This window comes from Stenotrophomonas sp. 22385 (assembly GCF_052045085.1).
Classification (GTDB): Bacteria; Pseudomonadota; Gammaproteobacteria; order Xanthomonadales; family Xanthomonadaceae; genus Stenotrophomonas.
This window is the reverse complement of record NZ_JBQEOG010000001.1, coordinates 848,139-863,080: the sequence shown is the minus strand read 5'-3', so window position 1 is coordinate 863,080 and position 14,942 is coordinate 848,139. Positions and strand designations below refer to the sequence as shown.

At 67.3% G+C, this 14,942-nt stretch carries 12 protein-coding genes; 3 read left to right on the top strand and 9 right to left on the bottom strand.

The window, feature by feature from the left end:
• Nucleotides 1–41: 41 nt before the first annotated feature.
• Nucleotides 42–548 (bottom strand): DUF2946 family protein, encoded by a 507-nt coding sequence (locus ACTJI4_RS03695; RefSeq protein WP_440868538.1) that lies wholly within the window; start codon nt 546–548, stop codon nt 42–44.
• 154 nt (nt 549–702) lie between these two features.
• Nucleotides 703–1,686, bottom strand: coding sequence for a LysR family transcriptional regulator (locus ACTJI4_RS03690; RefSeq protein ID WP_068853844.1), 984 nt, complete (start codon nt 1,684–1,686; stop codon nt 703–705).
• A 167-nt stretch (nt 1,687–1,853) separates the two neighbouring features.
• On the opposite strand from ACTJI4_RS03690, the gene cysK reads away from it, so the two are divergent.
• Entirely contained in the window at nt 1,854–2,813 is a 960-nt protein-coding gene (gene cysK, locus ACTJI4_RS03685) for a cysteine synthase A (protein ID WP_440868537.1), read from the top strand.
• Nucleotides 2,814–3,044: 231 nt separating this feature from the next.
• A complete protein-coding gene (locus tag ACTJI4_RS03680) occupies nt 3,045–3,644 on the top strand; it encodes an O-acetyl-ADP-ribose deacetylase (protein ID WP_440868536.1) in 600 nt (199 codons plus the stop codon).
• Nucleotides 3,645–3,714: 70 nt separating this feature from the next.
• On the opposite strand, the gene ACTJI4_RS03675 is transcribed toward ACTJI4_RS03680, so the two are convergent.
• The 7 genes from ACTJI4_RS03675 to gap form a co-directional block, all read right to left on the bottom strand.
• Nucleotides 3,715–4,719 (bottom strand): class I fructose-bisphosphate aldolase, encoded by a 1,005-nt coding sequence (locus ACTJI4_RS03675; protein WP_392917778.1) that lies wholly within the window; start codon nt 4,717–4,719, stop codon nt 3,715–3,717.
• A 137-nt stretch (nt 4,720–4,856) separates the two neighbouring features.
• On the bottom strand, nt 4,857–6,323 hold the full coding sequence (pyk, locus tag ACTJI4_RS03670; protein ID WP_392917780.1) for a pyruvate kinase: 1,467 nt from the start codon (nt 6,321–6,323) through the stop codon (nt 4,857–4,859).
• A gap of 180 nt (nt 6,324–6,503) precedes the next feature.
• Complete coding sequence (locus ACTJI4_RS03665) at nt 6,504–7,190, bottom strand: HAD hydrolase-like protein (RefSeq protein ID WP_440868535.1); 687 nt, start codon at nt 7,188–7,190, stop codon at nt 6,504–6,506.
• Nucleotides 7,190–8,365 (bottom strand): phosphoglycerate kinase, encoded by a 1,176-nt coding sequence (locus tag ACTJI4_RS03660; protein WP_440868534.1) that lies wholly within the window; start codon nt 8,363–8,365, stop codon nt 7,190–7,192. The genes ACTJI4_RS03665 and ACTJI4_RS03660 overlap by 1 nt, the downstream gene beginning before the upstream one ends.
• A 98-nt stretch (nt 8,366–8,463) precedes the next feature.
• Entirely contained in the window at nt 8,464–9,816 is a 1,353-nt protein-coding gene (locus ACTJI4_RS03655; RefSeq protein ID WP_440868533.1) for a DUF3999 domain-containing protein, read from the bottom strand.
• Nucleotides 9,813–12,470 (bottom strand): DUF2339 domain-containing protein, encoded by a 2,658-nt coding sequence (locus tag ACTJI4_RS03650; protein WP_440868532.1) that lies wholly within the window; start codon nt 12,468–12,470, stop codon nt 9,813–9,815. Before ACTJI4_RS03650 ends, ACTJI4_RS03655 begins: the two co-directional genes overlap by 4 nt.
• Before the next feature lie 473 nt (nt 12,471–12,943).
• Nucleotides 12,944–13,948, bottom strand: coding sequence for a type I glyceraldehyde-3-phosphate dehydrogenase (gene gap / locus ACTJI4_RS03645; protein WP_392917793.1), 1,005 nt, complete (start codon nt 13,946–13,948; stop codon nt 12,944–12,946).
• A gap of 200 nt (nt 13,949–14,148) precedes the next feature.
• Here gap and ACTJI4_RS03640 point away from each other — a divergent pair, with 200 nt between their 5' ends.
• Nucleotides 14,149–14,775 carry an OmpW/AlkL family protein gene (locus ACTJI4_RS03640; RefSeq protein ID WP_440868531.1) on the top strand — a complete coding sequence of 209 codons (627 nt, stop codon included), beginning with the start codon at nt 14,149–14,151 and terminating at the stop codon, nt 14,773–14,775.
• The last annotated feature ends 167 nt before the right edge of the window (nt 14,776–14,942 follow it).

Here is a 14,942-nt window from a genome sequence, read left to right as displayed (position 1 = left end):
GCCATCACGGCGTCACGCAGCAGGAAAATGAAAGGGCGGTCTCAGGCGTGAAGCGGGGGGCCACGCGCGGCGTGGGCAGGCCAGCGCAGGCTGCGCGGCGTGGCGATACTTCGCAGCACCGTGGGGGCGATGATCGGCAGCGCGGGCAGCAGAACGATCAGCACTGCCAGCCACGGCATCAACCGCGAGGCCATCATGCAGTATTCGCACGCCTCGCCATGGCCGGCATGCGGGTCGATCGGGGCAGCGGGTTGTGGGTGGGCCGTTGCAGCGGCATGGCCTGACATGTCGTGCATCGCCATGTCGTGCGTGTCACTGTCACTTGCCGCCATCGCGTGCATGTCGTGATGCGACATGCCGGAATGCGGCATGGGTTCAAGGCTGGCCGCGCTGCGGGGCATGACGTGCGCCGTGCCACCGGGCATCAGCATTACCGACGGGCCCTGGGCCTGCTGCCAGCGGCTGACCAGCGGCGCCAGCGCCATCAGCAGCGTCGCCACGAAGGCGAGTTTCAGCAGGGCGGCATACGGGCGGCGACGGCGATTCACCGCGCGATTGTAGCGGTCGGTTTCTACGCGCACACGCCTGAACAGGCACCTGCGACCAAGCGTCGCAGGGACGGCGTGACGACCCACGGCATGCCCGCCTGCGGCGGGCACCCGGACTCCGGATCGGTAGCGCCCGACCGTTGGTCGGGCGGCGTCAGACCGTAATGGTCTGGGTCAACGATTCCCACGTCGGCGGCAGCGGCCAATCCGCTTCCTGGTTGCCATCGATGACCCGGCGCAGGTCGCGGGTGTCGATCTGCGGGGCCAGTACATGCACCAGTTCCAGCGCGTAATCGCGCAGCACGCGGTCGCGTGGCAGCACGGCCCAGGCGATGCATTCGTCGATCGGCGCCGGCGCCGGCCACGAGCGCAGGTCTTCGTCGCCGGCGTTGACGGCCATCTCTGCCAGCAGGCCCACGCCGAGGCCGGTGCGCACGTAGGTCTTGATCAGGTCCGCATCGAGCGCGGTCAGCGCGATGTCCGGGGTCAGTCCCGACGCGGCGAAGGCACGCTGCAGCGAGGAACTGCCACGGGTGGAGGATTCGTAGCTGATCAGCGGCTGGGTCGACAGCGCCTGCAGGTCCGGAGCGGCCCCGGGGCGGTCGAGCGGGTGGCCGCGCGGTACCAGCACCAGCCGGCGCCAGCGGTACAGCGGAATGGCGATGCCGGCGGTGGGTTCGGCACCGGCGGTGCTGATGATGGCGATATCCGCATCGCCCTGGCTGAGCAGGTCCAGCGCGTCGCTTTCGGCGGCCTGCTGCAGGTGCACGCTGACCTGCGGGTAGGCCTGCTTGATGCGCGCGACCGCCGGCGGCAGCACAAACCGCGCCTGGGTGTGGGTCGTGGTCAGGATCAGCTGGCCCTGGCTCTCGCGGCGCTGGTTGGCCGCGTAGGTGCGGATGTTGTTGGCTTCGGACAGCACCGCGCGGGCACGGCCGATCACCTCCACGCCCGCCGGGGTCACGGCTTCCAGGCTGCGGCCCTTGCGCACGAACAGCAGGAATCCCAGTTCATCTTCCAGCTGCTTGAGTTGCTTGGACAGCCCGGGCTGGGTGGCGTGCACCCGGGAGGCGGCCAGCGTGATGTTGAGCTCGGCGTCGGCGATGGCGACCAGGTAACGGAGTTGGGTCAGCGTCATGGGCGTGCGCGCAGCAGGAAGGAGGGGTCAAGTCGACTGTAAGGCAGTTGCCGTCACCAGCTTATAACCAAATGTTGTTTATGAAGGTAATCAGGTCATTTCGCGCGCTCATATGCGAGCGCTACGGTCTGGCGGAACCCGTCATCGATTCCCCGTGGAGCATTCCCATGGCCCTGTACAACTCGATCCTGGACACCATCGGCAACACCCCGGTCGTACGCCTGAACCGCATCGCCCCGGACCACGTCACCCTGTACGCGAAGGTGGAATCGTTCAATCCCGGCGGCTCGGTGAAAGACCGGCTGGCGCTGGCGATCATCCTGGATGCGGAGGCCCGCGGCGTACTCAAGCCCGGCGATACCATCGTGGAGGCCACCTCCGGCAATACGGGCGTCGCCCTGGCGATGGTGGCGGCGGCGCGTGGCTACAAGTTCGTGGCCACGATGGTGGAGACCTTCTCCATTGAGCGCCGCAAGCTGATGCGCGCCTATGGCGCCAAGGTGATCCTGACCCCGGCCGCCGAGCGCGGGTCGGGCATGGTCAAGCGCGCCCGCGAGCTGGCCGAGGAACACGGCTGGTTCCTGGCCAGCCAGTTCACCAACCCGGCCAACCCGGCCTATCACCGCAACACCACGGCGGCCGAGATCCTGCGTGACTTCGCCGGCACGCGGCTGGACTACTTCGTGACCGGCTGGGGCACCGGCGGCACGCTCACCGGGGTGGGCGAGGTGCTGAAGGTGGCCCGCCCGGAAACCCGCATCATCGCCACCGAGCCGGAAGGCGCGGCGCTGCTGGGCGGCGCGGAGTGGAAGCCGCACAAGATCCAGGGCTGGACCCCGGATTTCGTGCCGGACGTGCTCAACCGCGAGGTCTACGATGAACTGCTGAGCATCGACGACGCCCGCGCGATGGAAACCGCGCGCCGGCTGGCCGCCGAGGAAGGCATCTTCGTCGGCATCTCGGCCGGTGCCACGGTGGCCAGCGCGCTGGATGTGGCGGCCAAGGCGGCGCCCGGCAGCGTGCTGCTGGCGATGCTGCCCGACACCGGCGAGCGCTACTTCTCCACGCCGCTGTTTGCCGACATCAACGACGGCTCCGACGACGAGTGGCTGGCCGGCACCCCCTGAACCGGCGGCCCTGGCTGACCGTGGACGCCCACCGCCGCGGTGGGCGTTTTCGTTTGCAACGCGACCTTCATCTGCCGTGAAGCCACCCCGACGCAAGGTAGGGGTGTTGGGCAGCGCCCGCCGGGTCGCACTGCCTGAGACGACGATGACGCAGCCTAGATGCCGTGGCCGCTAGCGTGTGAGGCGGCAGTCATCCCGTTGTATGGACCCGGTTTAGAAGGAGCGGCACGCATGAAGATCGAAGTGTGGCAGGGCGACATCACGACCCTGGCGGTGGATGCGATCGTCAATGCGGCCAACGAATCCCTGCTCGGCGGGGCTGGCGTGGATGGGGCGATCCATCGCGCGGCCGGCCCGCGGCTGCTGGCCGAGTGCGCGGGGTTGCCGGAGATCCGCCCGGGCATACGCTGCCCGACCGGTGAAGTGCGTGCCACGGCCGGCTACAACCTGCCGGCCAGGCATGTGCTGCATACGGTAGGCCCGGTGTGGCAGGACGGCCTGCGCGATGAGCCGGCGCTGCTGGCCAACTGCTATTGGAAATCGCTGCAGCTGGCCGAGAAACTCGGCCTGGCATCGATCGCGTTCCCCGCGATCAGCTGCGGGGTGTTCGGTTATCCGCTGCACCAGGCCGCACATATCGCGGCGACCGAGACATTGACCTGGCAGCGTTCGCACCGCGAACCGCTGCGGATCATCCTGGTGGCCTACAACGCCGCAACGTTCAAGGTGTACCAGCAGGCGCTGGTGGCACTGGGGCAACCGGCGGCCGTGGCGGGGCCGTTGCCGCCGCTCGGGACTGGGCTGGAATTACCGGCGGCCGCACCGCAGTAGCGCCGTCGGGATGCAAAAAAAAACGCCGGCATTGCGCCGGCGTCTTTTTCATTTCATGCGGTCGGCAGGATCAGCCGTTCCACTTGCCCAGTGCCGCCAGGCCATTTTCCCTGGCGCGGTCGTACACGGTCTGCTGTGCCTTGGCGACATTGGCCTTGGTGTCCTTGGCCCACAGCTTCAGCGCGGCCTGCTGCATGGCACGGCCGTAGGAGAAGCTCAGCGGCCACGGCAGGTTGCCCATCTGGTTCATGGCATTGAGGTGCGCAGTGGACTGCTCGTCGCTCTGGCCACCGGACAGGAACACCACGCCCGGCAGGATCGCCGGCACGGTGCTCTTGAGGCACATGACGGTCGATTCAGCCACTTCCTCGACATCGGCCTGCTCTTCGCAGCCCTTGCCGGAGATGACCATCGACGCTTTCAGGATGGTGCCTTCCAGCAACACGTTCTGCTGGTAAAGCGCGTCGAACAGCGAACGCAGGGTGGCTTCGGTGACTTCGTAGCAGGTTTCGATGTCGTGGTCGCCGTCCATGATGACTTCCGGCTCGACCATCGGCACCAGGCCGCATTCCTGGCACAGCGCGGCGTAGCGGGCCAGCGCATGCGCGTTGGACTCGATGCAGGTGCCCGACGGAATGCTTTCGCCGATGTTGATCACCGCGCGCCACTTGGCGAAACGCGCACCCAGCTTGTAGTACTCCTGCAGGCGCTCACGCAGGCCATCGAGGCCTTCGGTGACCAGCTCGCCCGGGCAGCCGGCCAGCGGGTGGGCACCCTTGTCGACCTTGATGCCCGGGATCATGCCGTTGTCGGCCATGTACTTGGCGAACGGCACCCCGTCCTTGGTGGACTGGCGGATGGTTTCGTCGTACAGGATCGCGCCGGAAATATGCTCGTTGAGCTTCGGCGTGGTCAGCAGCAGCTCGCGGTAGGCACGACGGTTCTCTTCGGTGTTCTCGATGCCCACGCTGGCGAAGCGCTTGGCGATGGTACCGGTGGATTCGTCGATTGCGATGATGCCCTTGCCCGGGGCGACCATGGCCTGGGCGGTTTCAGCCAGCTGTTCGATGCTCATGTATTTCCTGTGGCGGGTGCGGGAAAAACACGATTATAGCGGTCCGTTCCCGTGAACTGGCCGTTCACGGGGGATGGAAGCGCTTTCAGTATGAACGCGGGCGGTTCGGGATGCCGGGCAAAGCCCGGCATTCCTCTTTACAGGTCGCCCAGACCGCTGGCGCGGCCATCGTCACCTACTTCGAGCAGGCGCAGGGTGTTGGTGGCGCCATGGGTTTCCATGTGCTCGCCGCTGGTGAACACCACGCGGTCACCGGCCTGCAACTGGTTGGCTTCCACCAGCAGGCGGATGCTGCCACGTGCCGCTTCGCGCGGGGTGAAACCGCGGCTGTCGAAATTGATCGGGAACACATCGCGCATCAGCGCCATCTGGCGGCGGGCGCCATCGTGGCGGGTCACCGCGTACACCGGGGCCGAGGCGCGGAAGCGCGACAGGTAACGGGCAGTGCCACCGGATTCGGTCATCGCCACGATCGCGCGCACACCCACGTGCTGGGACAGGAACATCGTGGCCATGGCGATGGCCTGGTCGGCACGTTCCAGGTTGCGCGGCGAGGCGCCGAAATCCGTTTCGGTCTGGAACTGGCGTTCGGCACCCAGGCAGATGCGCGCCATGGCTTCCACGGCCTTCACCGGGTAGGCGCCGGCGGCGGTTTCGGCCGACAGCATCACCGCATCGGTACCGTCGATGACCGAGTTGGCCACGTCGAGCACTTCGGCACGGGTCGGGATCGGGCTTTCGACCATCGACTGCAGCATCTGGGTGGCGGTGATCACCACCTTGTTCTGGGCCAGCGAGGCCTTGATGATCTTCTTCTGCAGGCCCGGCAGTTCGGCATCGCCGATTTCCACGCCCAGGTCACCGCGCGCCACCATCACCACATCGCTGGCGTCGACGATCTCTTCCAGGTTTTCGATGGCTTCGGTGCGCTCGATCTTGGACACCAGCGCGGCGTAGCAGCCGTGCGACTGGGCGATGGCGCGGGCATCGTTCATGTCCTGCGCGTTGCGGCAGAAGGACACGGCAATGAAATCGACGCCGATCTTGGCCACGATGCCGATCAGTTCCTTGTCGCGCTCGGTCAGCGCGCCCAGCGACAGGCCACCGCCCTGCTTGTTCAGGCCCTTGCGGTCGGACAGCACGCCATCATTGAGCACCGTGTTGACGATGCGTTCGCCCTGCACTTCCACCACCTGCAGCTGCATCAGCCCGTCGTCAAGCAGCAGCACGTCACCGGCCACCACGTCCTGCGGCAGACCCAGGTAGCTCACGCCCACCTGGGTGGTGTCGCCGGCCGGCGCGTTCGGCGAAGCGACCAGGTCGAAGCGGTCGCCCGCCTTGAGGTGGATCTTGCCTTCGGCGAAGCGCTCGATGCGGATCTTCGGACCCGGCAGGTCAGCCAGGATGCCCACTTCAACGCCGACGCGCTGCGCGGCAGCGCGCACGTCGGCGGCACGCTTGGCCTGGCCGGACGGGTCACCGTGGCTGAAATTGAGGCGGACCACGTTCACGCCGGCGCGGAACAGATCCTCCAGCACGCCCGGCGGGTCGGTGGCCGGTCCGAGGGTGGCAAGGATCTTCGTACGGCGCTGACGCTCAATCATGGTTAAAGGGCTCCCGGGAAAGGATTGAAATTAGCACACCCTTCACGTCCCATGAATACGTTTACAGCATTGTCGCGTCTGGGTTTTGCCGATGTCCTGCAGACAGTCCATCCAGACCGCACAAGACAGGGCCGGGCCGGGGGACGACATGCGGCGGCGTACGGAGCGCCGCCGCAGCGTTCAATCGATCAACGCGAGCAGGGCATCCGGGGTCGCGCCCAGGTTGCCGGCGCCCGCCGCCTGCAGTTCTTCGGCGCCGCCAAAGCCCCACAGCACGCCGATGTTGCGCATGCCATGATGGCGCGCGCCTTCGATATCCATGCGCCGGTCGCCGATCATCCAGCACTGCGACGGTGCCAGCATCAGCCGCCGCAGCGCTTCGGCCACCAACTGCGGCTTTTCGCTGCGGCTGCCGTCCGGCGTTGCGCCGATGACATCCTCGAAGCACGCGCCAAACGGCAGATGCTCGACAATACGCCGCGCATGCGGCTCGTTCTTGGCAGTGACGATCGCCAGCCGGTGGCCACGCGCGTGCAGCTCCTGCACCACCTGGCCGATGCGCGGGTAGATGTCGTGCTCGCGCCAGCCGACCACGTCGAAGCGCTCGCGGTAATACGTCACCGCCTGCTCCACCTGCTCCGGATCATCGAACAGTGGCGCGAAGCTGGTGCGCAGCGACGGGCCGATCCAGCGCCGCAGTTCCTCCTGCGGCGGGACCGGGCGACCCATTTGCGTGAGCGCATGCGCCACGCATTGGGTGATGCCGACGGCGGAGTCGATCAGGGTCCCGTCGAGATCGAAGAAGAGTGCTGCGCGCTCTCCAGGTGGGTGACAACCAACGGTCGTCACCCACCGATCGTTGTCCATCAGTTGCCCCTGGCTTCGAGCGCGGCGACTGCCGGCAGGGTCTTGCCTTCGAGGAACTCGAGGAAGGCGCCACCGCCGGTGGAGATGTAGCTGACCTGGTCGGCGATGTCGTACTTGTCGACTGCAGCCAGGGTGTCGCCGCCACCGGCGATGGAGAATGCCGGCGAGCTGGCGATGGCCTGGGCCAGCGCCTGGGTGCCGTGGCTGAAGGACTCGAATTCAAACACGCCGACCGGGCCGTTCCAGACCACGGTGCCGGCCCTGGCGATCAGGCCGGCGTAGTGCTGGGCGGTCTGCGGGCCGATATCCAGGATCAGGTCGTCTTCGGCCACGTCAGCAACCGCCTTGACGGTGGCCTCGGCATCCGGGAGGAACTGCTTGGCCACCACCACGTCGGTCGGCAGCGGAATGTCGGCGCCGCGGGCCTTGGCATCGGCCACGATCTTCTTCGCGGTGTCCAGCAGGTCTGGCTCGTACAGCGATTTGCCGACAGAGTAGCCCGCCGCGGCGATGAAGGTGTTGGCGATGCCGCCGCCCACGATCAGCTGGTCGACCTTGCCGACCAGATTGGCCAGCAGTTCCAGCTTGGTGCTGACCTTGCTGCCGGCCACGATCGCCAGCAGCGGCTGGGCCGGGGCGAGCAGTGCCTTGGCCAGCGCGTCCAGCTCGGCCATCAGCAGCGGGCCACCGGCGGCGACCGGGGCGAAGCGGATCACGCCGTGGGTGGAGGCCTGGGCACGGTGTGCGGTGCCGAAGGCGTCCATCACGAACACATCGCACAGCGCGGCATACTTGCGCGACAGGGCTTCGTCATCCTTGCCCTCGCCCACGTTCATGCGGCAGTTTTCCAGCAGCACGATCGAACCCGGGGCAACGTCCACGCCGTCGACCCAGTCGCGCACCAGCGGCACGTTCACGCCCAGCAGCTGCGACAGGCGCAGTGCCACCGGCGCCAGCGACTCGGCTTCACTCCAGACGCCTTCCTGAGGGCGGCCCAGGTGCGAGGTGACCATCACCGCCGCGCCCTTTTCCAGCGCCAGCTTCAACGTCGGCAGCGATGCGGTGATGCGCTGCTCGGAGGTGATGCGGCCGTTCTCGATCGGCACGTTCAGGTCCTGGCGGATCAGCACGCGCTTGCCGGAAAGGTCGAGGTCGGTCATGCGAACGATGGACATGGGGCAGCAACTCTTTGGCGGAAAGGGAAAGGGCGCCGCGCACGGCGCAGACGCCCATTGTAACGGCCCCCCGGCGAGTAACGACCAACGGTCGTTACCTACCGCGCGTTGTTGCGCAACAACGTGGCCGCGAACCCGCCGACGATGAGCACCCCGAGCACCAGCAGGCCCCACAGCAGCCAGCGCTTCCAGTCGCGCACCGGCTGCACGGCGGCGTCGCCGCCCAGCGTCTGCGCGGTGCCCTGCGCGGTCGCGAGCGCCGGCTGCCACTGCGCACCTTTCTGCTCGCGCAGCCGCGCGATCACCGTGCCTACCGGAGCATCGGTACGCGCCGCGCGCACGCTGCCGGCGGCCACGCTGAATGGCGCCTCGCCCTGGCTGAGGAACACCAGCGCTTCAGGCTGGTAGCCCAGCCGCAGGGTCGGGGCCGGCATCGTGGTGCCCTGCGCCGCGGTCAGTTTCCAGTAGCGGTCGCGCGTGGGCACGGCCAGCGACTGGGTCTGCGACTGGCGGCTTTCCCCGGTCTCCTGCAGCTGGTACGCCACCCAAGGGCCGGCGCGGACCTGCCAGGGCTGGGCCGCATCGTCGCGGCTGAGCAGGGTCCACTGCACCACGCTGTTGTCGGGCGTGGCGATGCCCACCTGGGCAATCGGGAAGCGGCCATCCAGGGTGTACTCGAACTCGCCCGGCTTGCCGGCGGTCCCGGCCAGCGCGCGCCATTGCCAGTCGATCGCCTGCGGTGCGGCCACGCGTTCGGCGTGCACCGCCGACAGCACCGGCAGCGCATCGCCGCCGACCGGCACGATGCGGAAATACTCCGCCTCCTGCCCGATCTCGACACGACGCTGCTGCAAGCGGCGGCCACCGTGCTGCAGATCCACCAGCGGCACATTGTCGGCCACGCGCTGCCACTGGCGCAGGTCGTCGCTGGCATCCACCCGCACCCGTGCCTGCAGCGCGGACGGTGCCTGCCAGTCCAGCCGCAGCGACTGCACCGCACCGCGCAGCGCGCTGGCATCCACCAGCCAGCCACCGGGCGCGGCACTGCCCACGCTGCGGCCCAAGCGCGCCTCGACCCGGCGCACGCTGCCGTCGGTGTTGCGTTCGGTCAGAAGTTGCAGGTCATCACCGCCGCCACCGGCCTGGGCCGGCAGCGGGAACCACGGCAGTTCCTGCCACTGCGCGGCCTGCGCCAGCGGCTGGTCGGCCGACAACAAGGCCGCCGGCAATGCCTGGCCCTGCGCATTGAACACCTGCACATCGGCCAGCTGCGGCGACACCGCGCTGCGGTACTGCGCCTCGCCCAGCATCAGCCGGTACGCGCCCGCCTGCGGGGCGGAAAGCTGCAGCGGCCACTGTTCTCGATAGTCCTGGCGCGCGTCGGCGGCCCAGAGCGCGGGGGCAGCGGCCAGCAGCGAGACCGCAGCAATCACACGGGAAAAGAGCATCACGACTGTGTCTCCAGCGGCGTTTCAGGCGCACGCGGCGGTGCCGGCGCCAGGTAACCCACGACCGTGCACAACAGGCCGTAGGCGATGAAGGAAGCTATACCGAGCAGGTTGCCCAGGTGCTGGCGGTCGATCAGCACCAGCTTGGCCAGGACCACGCCCATCAGCACCGCACCGACCAGCCACAGGGCGCGCTGCCCGCGACGCGAGCCCCACACCCAGCTGATCACGCCCAGCACGCTCCAGACCACGGTCAAACTGGTCTGGGCCAACGTGGACGACCACAGCCGCCCGTCCCACGACACCCCGCCCCAGTGGTGCACAGCATGCAGGGTGATGCTGGTCAGCGCCACGAACCCGGCCACCGCCAGCAGCGGCACCCGCCGCGCCTGCAGCGCCGACGGCGCCTGTCCCCGCCACAACCACGCCGCCAGCAACGCCAGCACGGCCAGCTGCGCCAGCTCCAGCGGATTCAATACCGGCACCCACGGCAGCGGATCGGCCGCACCCTGCGCGAACAGGAAGCCTGCCCAGGCCAGCCCCAACACCGCGAACAGCGTGGTCTGCAGCGCATGCCGCGCCACGTTGAAGCGCTCGCCCAGCGGCAGCGTCAGCCAGCGCCAGCGCTGCAGCGACACCGTGGCCACTACCAGCCACGGCAGCAGCGCTGCGGCCAGGCTCCAGCCCTGCGCCAGCTCGAAGCGATCGGCCAGCCACGACGCCGCCAGCGATACCACCGTCGGCCACAGCAGCCACCAGACAAACTGCGCCGCCACTGCCGCCCGGTCCTGGCCGCCGCGCAGGCACCACAGGCTGCGCACGCCCAGCACGGCGAACGCCGCCCAGGCCAGCGCCCCGTACCCGGCGAACGGCTGGCGGTGGACATCGGCCTGCCACAGCGCCAACGGGAACGCGCACAGCAGCATCGCCAACGTGGTCAACACCAGCGCCCGCGCTGGCATGCGTCGATGCACCTCGGCCGCGATCCATGCGGTGACCGCCACCACCACCAGCAGTGCGTCCGGGCGCGTATCGAAGACCACGAACCGGCTGATCTCATGACTGGCGCCGCCCAGCCACCACAGCAGGCCCCACAGGTAGTACACGATGGCAGGTGCATCGCGCCCGGCACGGCGATAACTGACGGACGACGCAAAGCCCGCCAGCGCCAGCAGCAACCCGCTCATGAAGGTGGGATTGGCAATCGCCGTGGCATCGTCCAGCCAGTAGTCGGCGCCCACCACGAACCCGAACGCCGCGCCCAACTGCAGCAGCGCACCGGCAACCTGCGGCAACCACCGCTGCTGGCGCAGCCCCAGCCAGACCAGCGCTGCGCCTTCCAGCGCAAACACACTGGCCGTCGCCCGCGCCGACAGCGCCAGCGGCACTGCCAGCGTCGCAAAGCCCACTGCCAGCACCGCATGCGACTGCCCCAGCGCCGCATACCGCTCGCGACGGATCAGCGCCCACGCCAGGCCCGTATACAGCGCGGCCAGCCCCAGTGCGCACAGCGCCAGCAGCAGCCGGTCCTCATGCAGCATGCCGGCCTGCAGCGAGAACGCGATCAGCGGCGTACCGAACACCAGGCTGCCATCGACCAGATCGCGCTTCTCCGCAGGCTGGCGGCGCGCGTAGAGAACAGGAATGAGCAGATAGAACGCAAAGAACAGCAGCAGGAACGGCTCGGTACTCGCGAACTTGTCCGCGTTGTACTGCATGACGCCCCACGTGGTGCCGATACCGAACGTGAACGCAAAACCAAGCAGGTTCAGCGCCCGCCACGGACGCCACCACGCAATGGCGAAGATGGCCGCGTTGAGCACCGCGTAATACGAGAACAGCGCCACATGGTTGCCACTGCCCGTGGACAACCAGATCGGCGCCATGAACCCGGCCAGGATGCCCAGCACCGCCAGCGTGCGCGAATTCTGCACCACCGCCAGCACCCCCATCCCCGCGATCAGCAGGACGCTGAGCGCGAATGCGATCCCAGGATCCAGCAGCTCATAACGTTTGAACGCCGCAAAGATCGTCAACAACAGAATGCCGATCGCCCCGCCCTGCAACGCCAGCGCAAACAACCGCCGCCGCTCGCGCTGCACCCAGCCGAACACCAGCCCGGCCAGCGCCCCCGCCGCAATCGCCGCCAGCCGCAGCTCGATCGGCGCATTGAGCCAACCCTGGTCGCTCGCATACTTCAGCAGTGCCGCCACACCTGCCAGCAGCACCAGCATGCCGATCTTCACCGGCACATTGCCCTCGGTAAACCAGCGCTTGATCGTGCCCACGATCCGCTCACCCAGGTCCGGCCCACGCGGCGCCGGCGGCACGAAGGGCTCGGGTTCGGAGACCGCCGCAGCGGGAAGCGGCGGCGGCGCCACCCGCGCAGCCGCCGCAAACGGCTCGGGCACGGGCTCGGCAGCCGCCAGCGGAACCTCCACCGTGGGGGCCGGCGCAGGCACAGGAGCCGGCGCGTGAGGACGCTCCTCCCATGCAGCACTCACCGCAGGCTGGGCCGCCGGAACGGCACTGTCGCTGTGTGCCTGCTCCAGGGCCGCCACCCGCCGACGCAGGCCGGAAATCATCACCAACGCCACGATCAGCAACACCGGCACGGCCAACAGCACCAGTACCGCCAGGACAATCAAAGCTTCCATTCCGCGTCATCCTCAAGGGAACGCCACGGCCCACCAAGACAAGCATGGCGCCAGCGGCAGCGCAGCCATGCTAACTGAATCGGGGGGAACGGCGCTCCGGGAGGCCAACCCGCTTGCCCATGGCCACCGACCCAGCGTCGAGGGGTCGGCGGGTGCGGGGGTACGGGACTGTCAAAAACATGGATGTTTTTGCCAAGCCCCCATGGGTGAAGGCGCACTGCTTGCGAGGCACTGCCTCGCGTGCGACTGAACGCACAACCGCTGGCGGTTGGGCCGGGGCCCGGAGGGCGGTTTACGGCGTGTCCCGTACCCCCGCACCCGCCGGCCCCAACCCGGCGACCCTCAGACGAGGGCTGTTCGCCAAAAAACGTCAGCAGCCGAACGAAGGCCGGCGACACGTACCGCCGGCAAGTATCGACCCAAAAAAAACGGCGAACCGAAGTCCGCCGTTCTCGAAGATCAGAAAGCCGCAATTACTTCGCAGCAACGACCTTGGCCATTTCCAGGCACTTGTTCGAGTAGCCCCACTCGTTGTCGTACCACGACACCAGCTTGACGAAGGTGCTGTCCAGCGCGATGCCCGCTTCGGCATCGAACACCGAGGTGTGCGTCTCGCCGCGGAAGTCCGTTGCCACCACCTTGTCTTCGGTGTAGCCCAGGATGCCCTTCAGCGCGCCTTCGCTCTGCGCCTTCACTTCCGCGCAGATCTCGGCGTAGGTCGCTTCCTTTTCCAGCTCGACGGTCAGATCGACCACCGACACGTCCGAGGTCGGTACGCGGAAGCTCATGCCCGTCAGCTTCTTGTTCAGCTCCGGGATGACCACGCCAACCGCCTTGGCTGCACCCGTCGACGACGGGATGATGTTTTCCAGAATGCCGCGGCCACCGCGCCAATCCTTGTTCGACGGACCATCCACGGTCTTCTGCGTTGCAGTCGCCGCGTGCACCGTCGTCATCAGGCCACGCTTGATGCCCCACTTGTCGTTGATCACCTTGGCCAACGGCGCCAGGCAGTTGGTGGTGCACGACGCATTGGAAATGATCGCCTGGCCCGCATAGGTCTTGTCGTTCACGCCGTACACGAACATCGGCGTATCGTCCTTCGACGGCGCCGACAGGATCACCTTCTTCGCGCCCGCATCGATGTGCTTCTGCGCCGTTTCCTTGGTCAGGAACAGGCCCGTGGATTCGATCACCACATCCACGCCGACCTCGTCCCACTTCAGGTTGGCCGGATCACGCTCCTGGGTCAGGCGGATCTTCTTCCCGTTGACCAGCAGGTCGCTGCCCGACACGTCCACGTCCGCCTTGAAGCGGCCATGCACCGAATCGTACTTCAGCATGTACGCCAGGTAATCCGGCTCCAGCAGATCGTTGATGGCCACGATTTCGATGTCATTACCGAAATTCAGCACGGCCGAACGCAGCACGTTGCGCCCGATGCGACCGAAACCGTTGATGCCAACCTTGATTGCCATGTTCACAAGCTCCTGCAGCCGCGACAGAGCGGCGCCGATGGAAAGGGCCGCCATTCTAGCAAAGCCCGACCCGCCCCGGCCCCCGGAACCGGGATGGGAAGCGGTTACACCCGTAAAGATCGTGGATTGATCCGGATCAAGGCGCGCCAGGGCCCGGCCGGGAAAACTGGCCCCATTCCACCCCGCCACGAGACAGCACCATGCGCAAGACCCCCCTCCTCCTGTCCGCCAGCCTCGCCGCCGCCCTCGCATTGGCGGCCAGCCCCGCCATGGCCCAGTCCAAGGGCGACTGGACCCTGGCCGCCGGCGTGCACCAGGTGGCTCCCAAGTCCAACAACGGCACCCTGGCCGGCGGCCTCAAGGTCGACGTCGACAGCGACATCAAGCCCACCATCACCGGCGAATACTTCATCGCCGACAACCTGGGCATCGAAGTCCTGGCCGCCCTGCCGTTCAAGCACGACATCAACATCGACGGCCTCGGCCGCGTCGGCAGCACCAAGCACCTGCCACCGGTGGTGTCGTTGCAGTACCACTTCAACACCCAGGGCAAGGTGTCCCCGTTCCTCGGCGCCGGCCTGAACTACACCACCTTCTTCAGCGAAGACACCCGCGGCGCGCTGGCCGGCAGCACCCTCAAGCTGGAAGACTCCTGGGGCCTGGCCGCACACGCAGGCATCGACTTCGCCATCGCCGACAAGGGCGCCCTGCGGGTGGACGTGCGCTGGATCGACATCGACAGCGACGTCAAGCTCGACGGCACCAAGCTGGGCACGGTCAAGATCGATCCGCTCGCCTATGGCGTTTCCTACGTGTTCAAGTTCTGATCCACACATCAGAAACGCACCGCGCACCACCCTCGCAGCAATGACGTTTCCCCGGCTTCGGCCGGGGATTTTTTTTGCCTGCCACGCAGACGTTCATTTTTTCTTCAATGAGAACGCGGATTTCGATTGATATGCCAAATACTTAGCGCATCGCTGCGCCGCAGCGG

Bases quoted from the DNA above. Each gene is read 5' to 3' on its own strand.
- ACTJI4_RS03690 (WP_068853844.1), bottom strand. From the start codon at position 1,686: ATGACGCTGACCCAACTCCGTTACCTGGTCGCCATCGCCGACGCCGAG.
- cysK (WP_440868537.1), top strand. From the start codon at position 1,854: ATGGCCCTGTACAACTCGATCCTGGACACCATCGGCAACACCCCGGTC.
- ACTJI4_RS03680 (WP_440868536.1), top strand. From the start codon at position 3,045: ATGAAGATCGAAGTGTGGCAGGGCGACATCACGACCCTGGCGGTGGAT.
- ACTJI4_RS03675 (WP_392917778.1), bottom strand. From the start codon at position 4,719: ATGAGCATCGAACAGCTGGCTGAAACCGCCCAGGCCATGGTCGCCCCG.
- pyk (WP_392917780.1), bottom strand. From the start codon at position 6,323: ATGATTGAGCGTCAGCGCCGTACGAAGATCCTTGCCACCCTCGGACCG.
- ACTJI4_RS03665 (WP_440868535.1), bottom strand. From the start codon at position 7,190: ATGGACAACGATCGGTGGGTGACGACCGTTGGTTGTCACCCACCTGGA.
- ACTJI4_RS03660 (WP_440868534.1), bottom strand. From the start codon at position 8,365: ATGTCCATCGTTCGCATGACCGACCTCGACCTTTCCGGCAAGCGCGTG.
- ACTJI4_RS03650 (WP_440868532.1), bottom strand. From the start codon at position 12,470: ATGGAAGCTTTGATTGTCCTGGCGGTACTGGTGCTGTTGGCCGTGCCG.
- gap (WP_392917793.1), bottom strand. From the start codon at position 13,948: ATGGCAATCAAGGTTGGCATCAACGGTTTCGGTCGCATCGGGCGCAAC.
- ACTJI4_RS03640 (WP_440868531.1), top strand. From the start codon at position 14,149: ATGCGCAAGACCCCCCTCCTCCTGTCCGCCAGCCTCGCCGCCGCCCTC.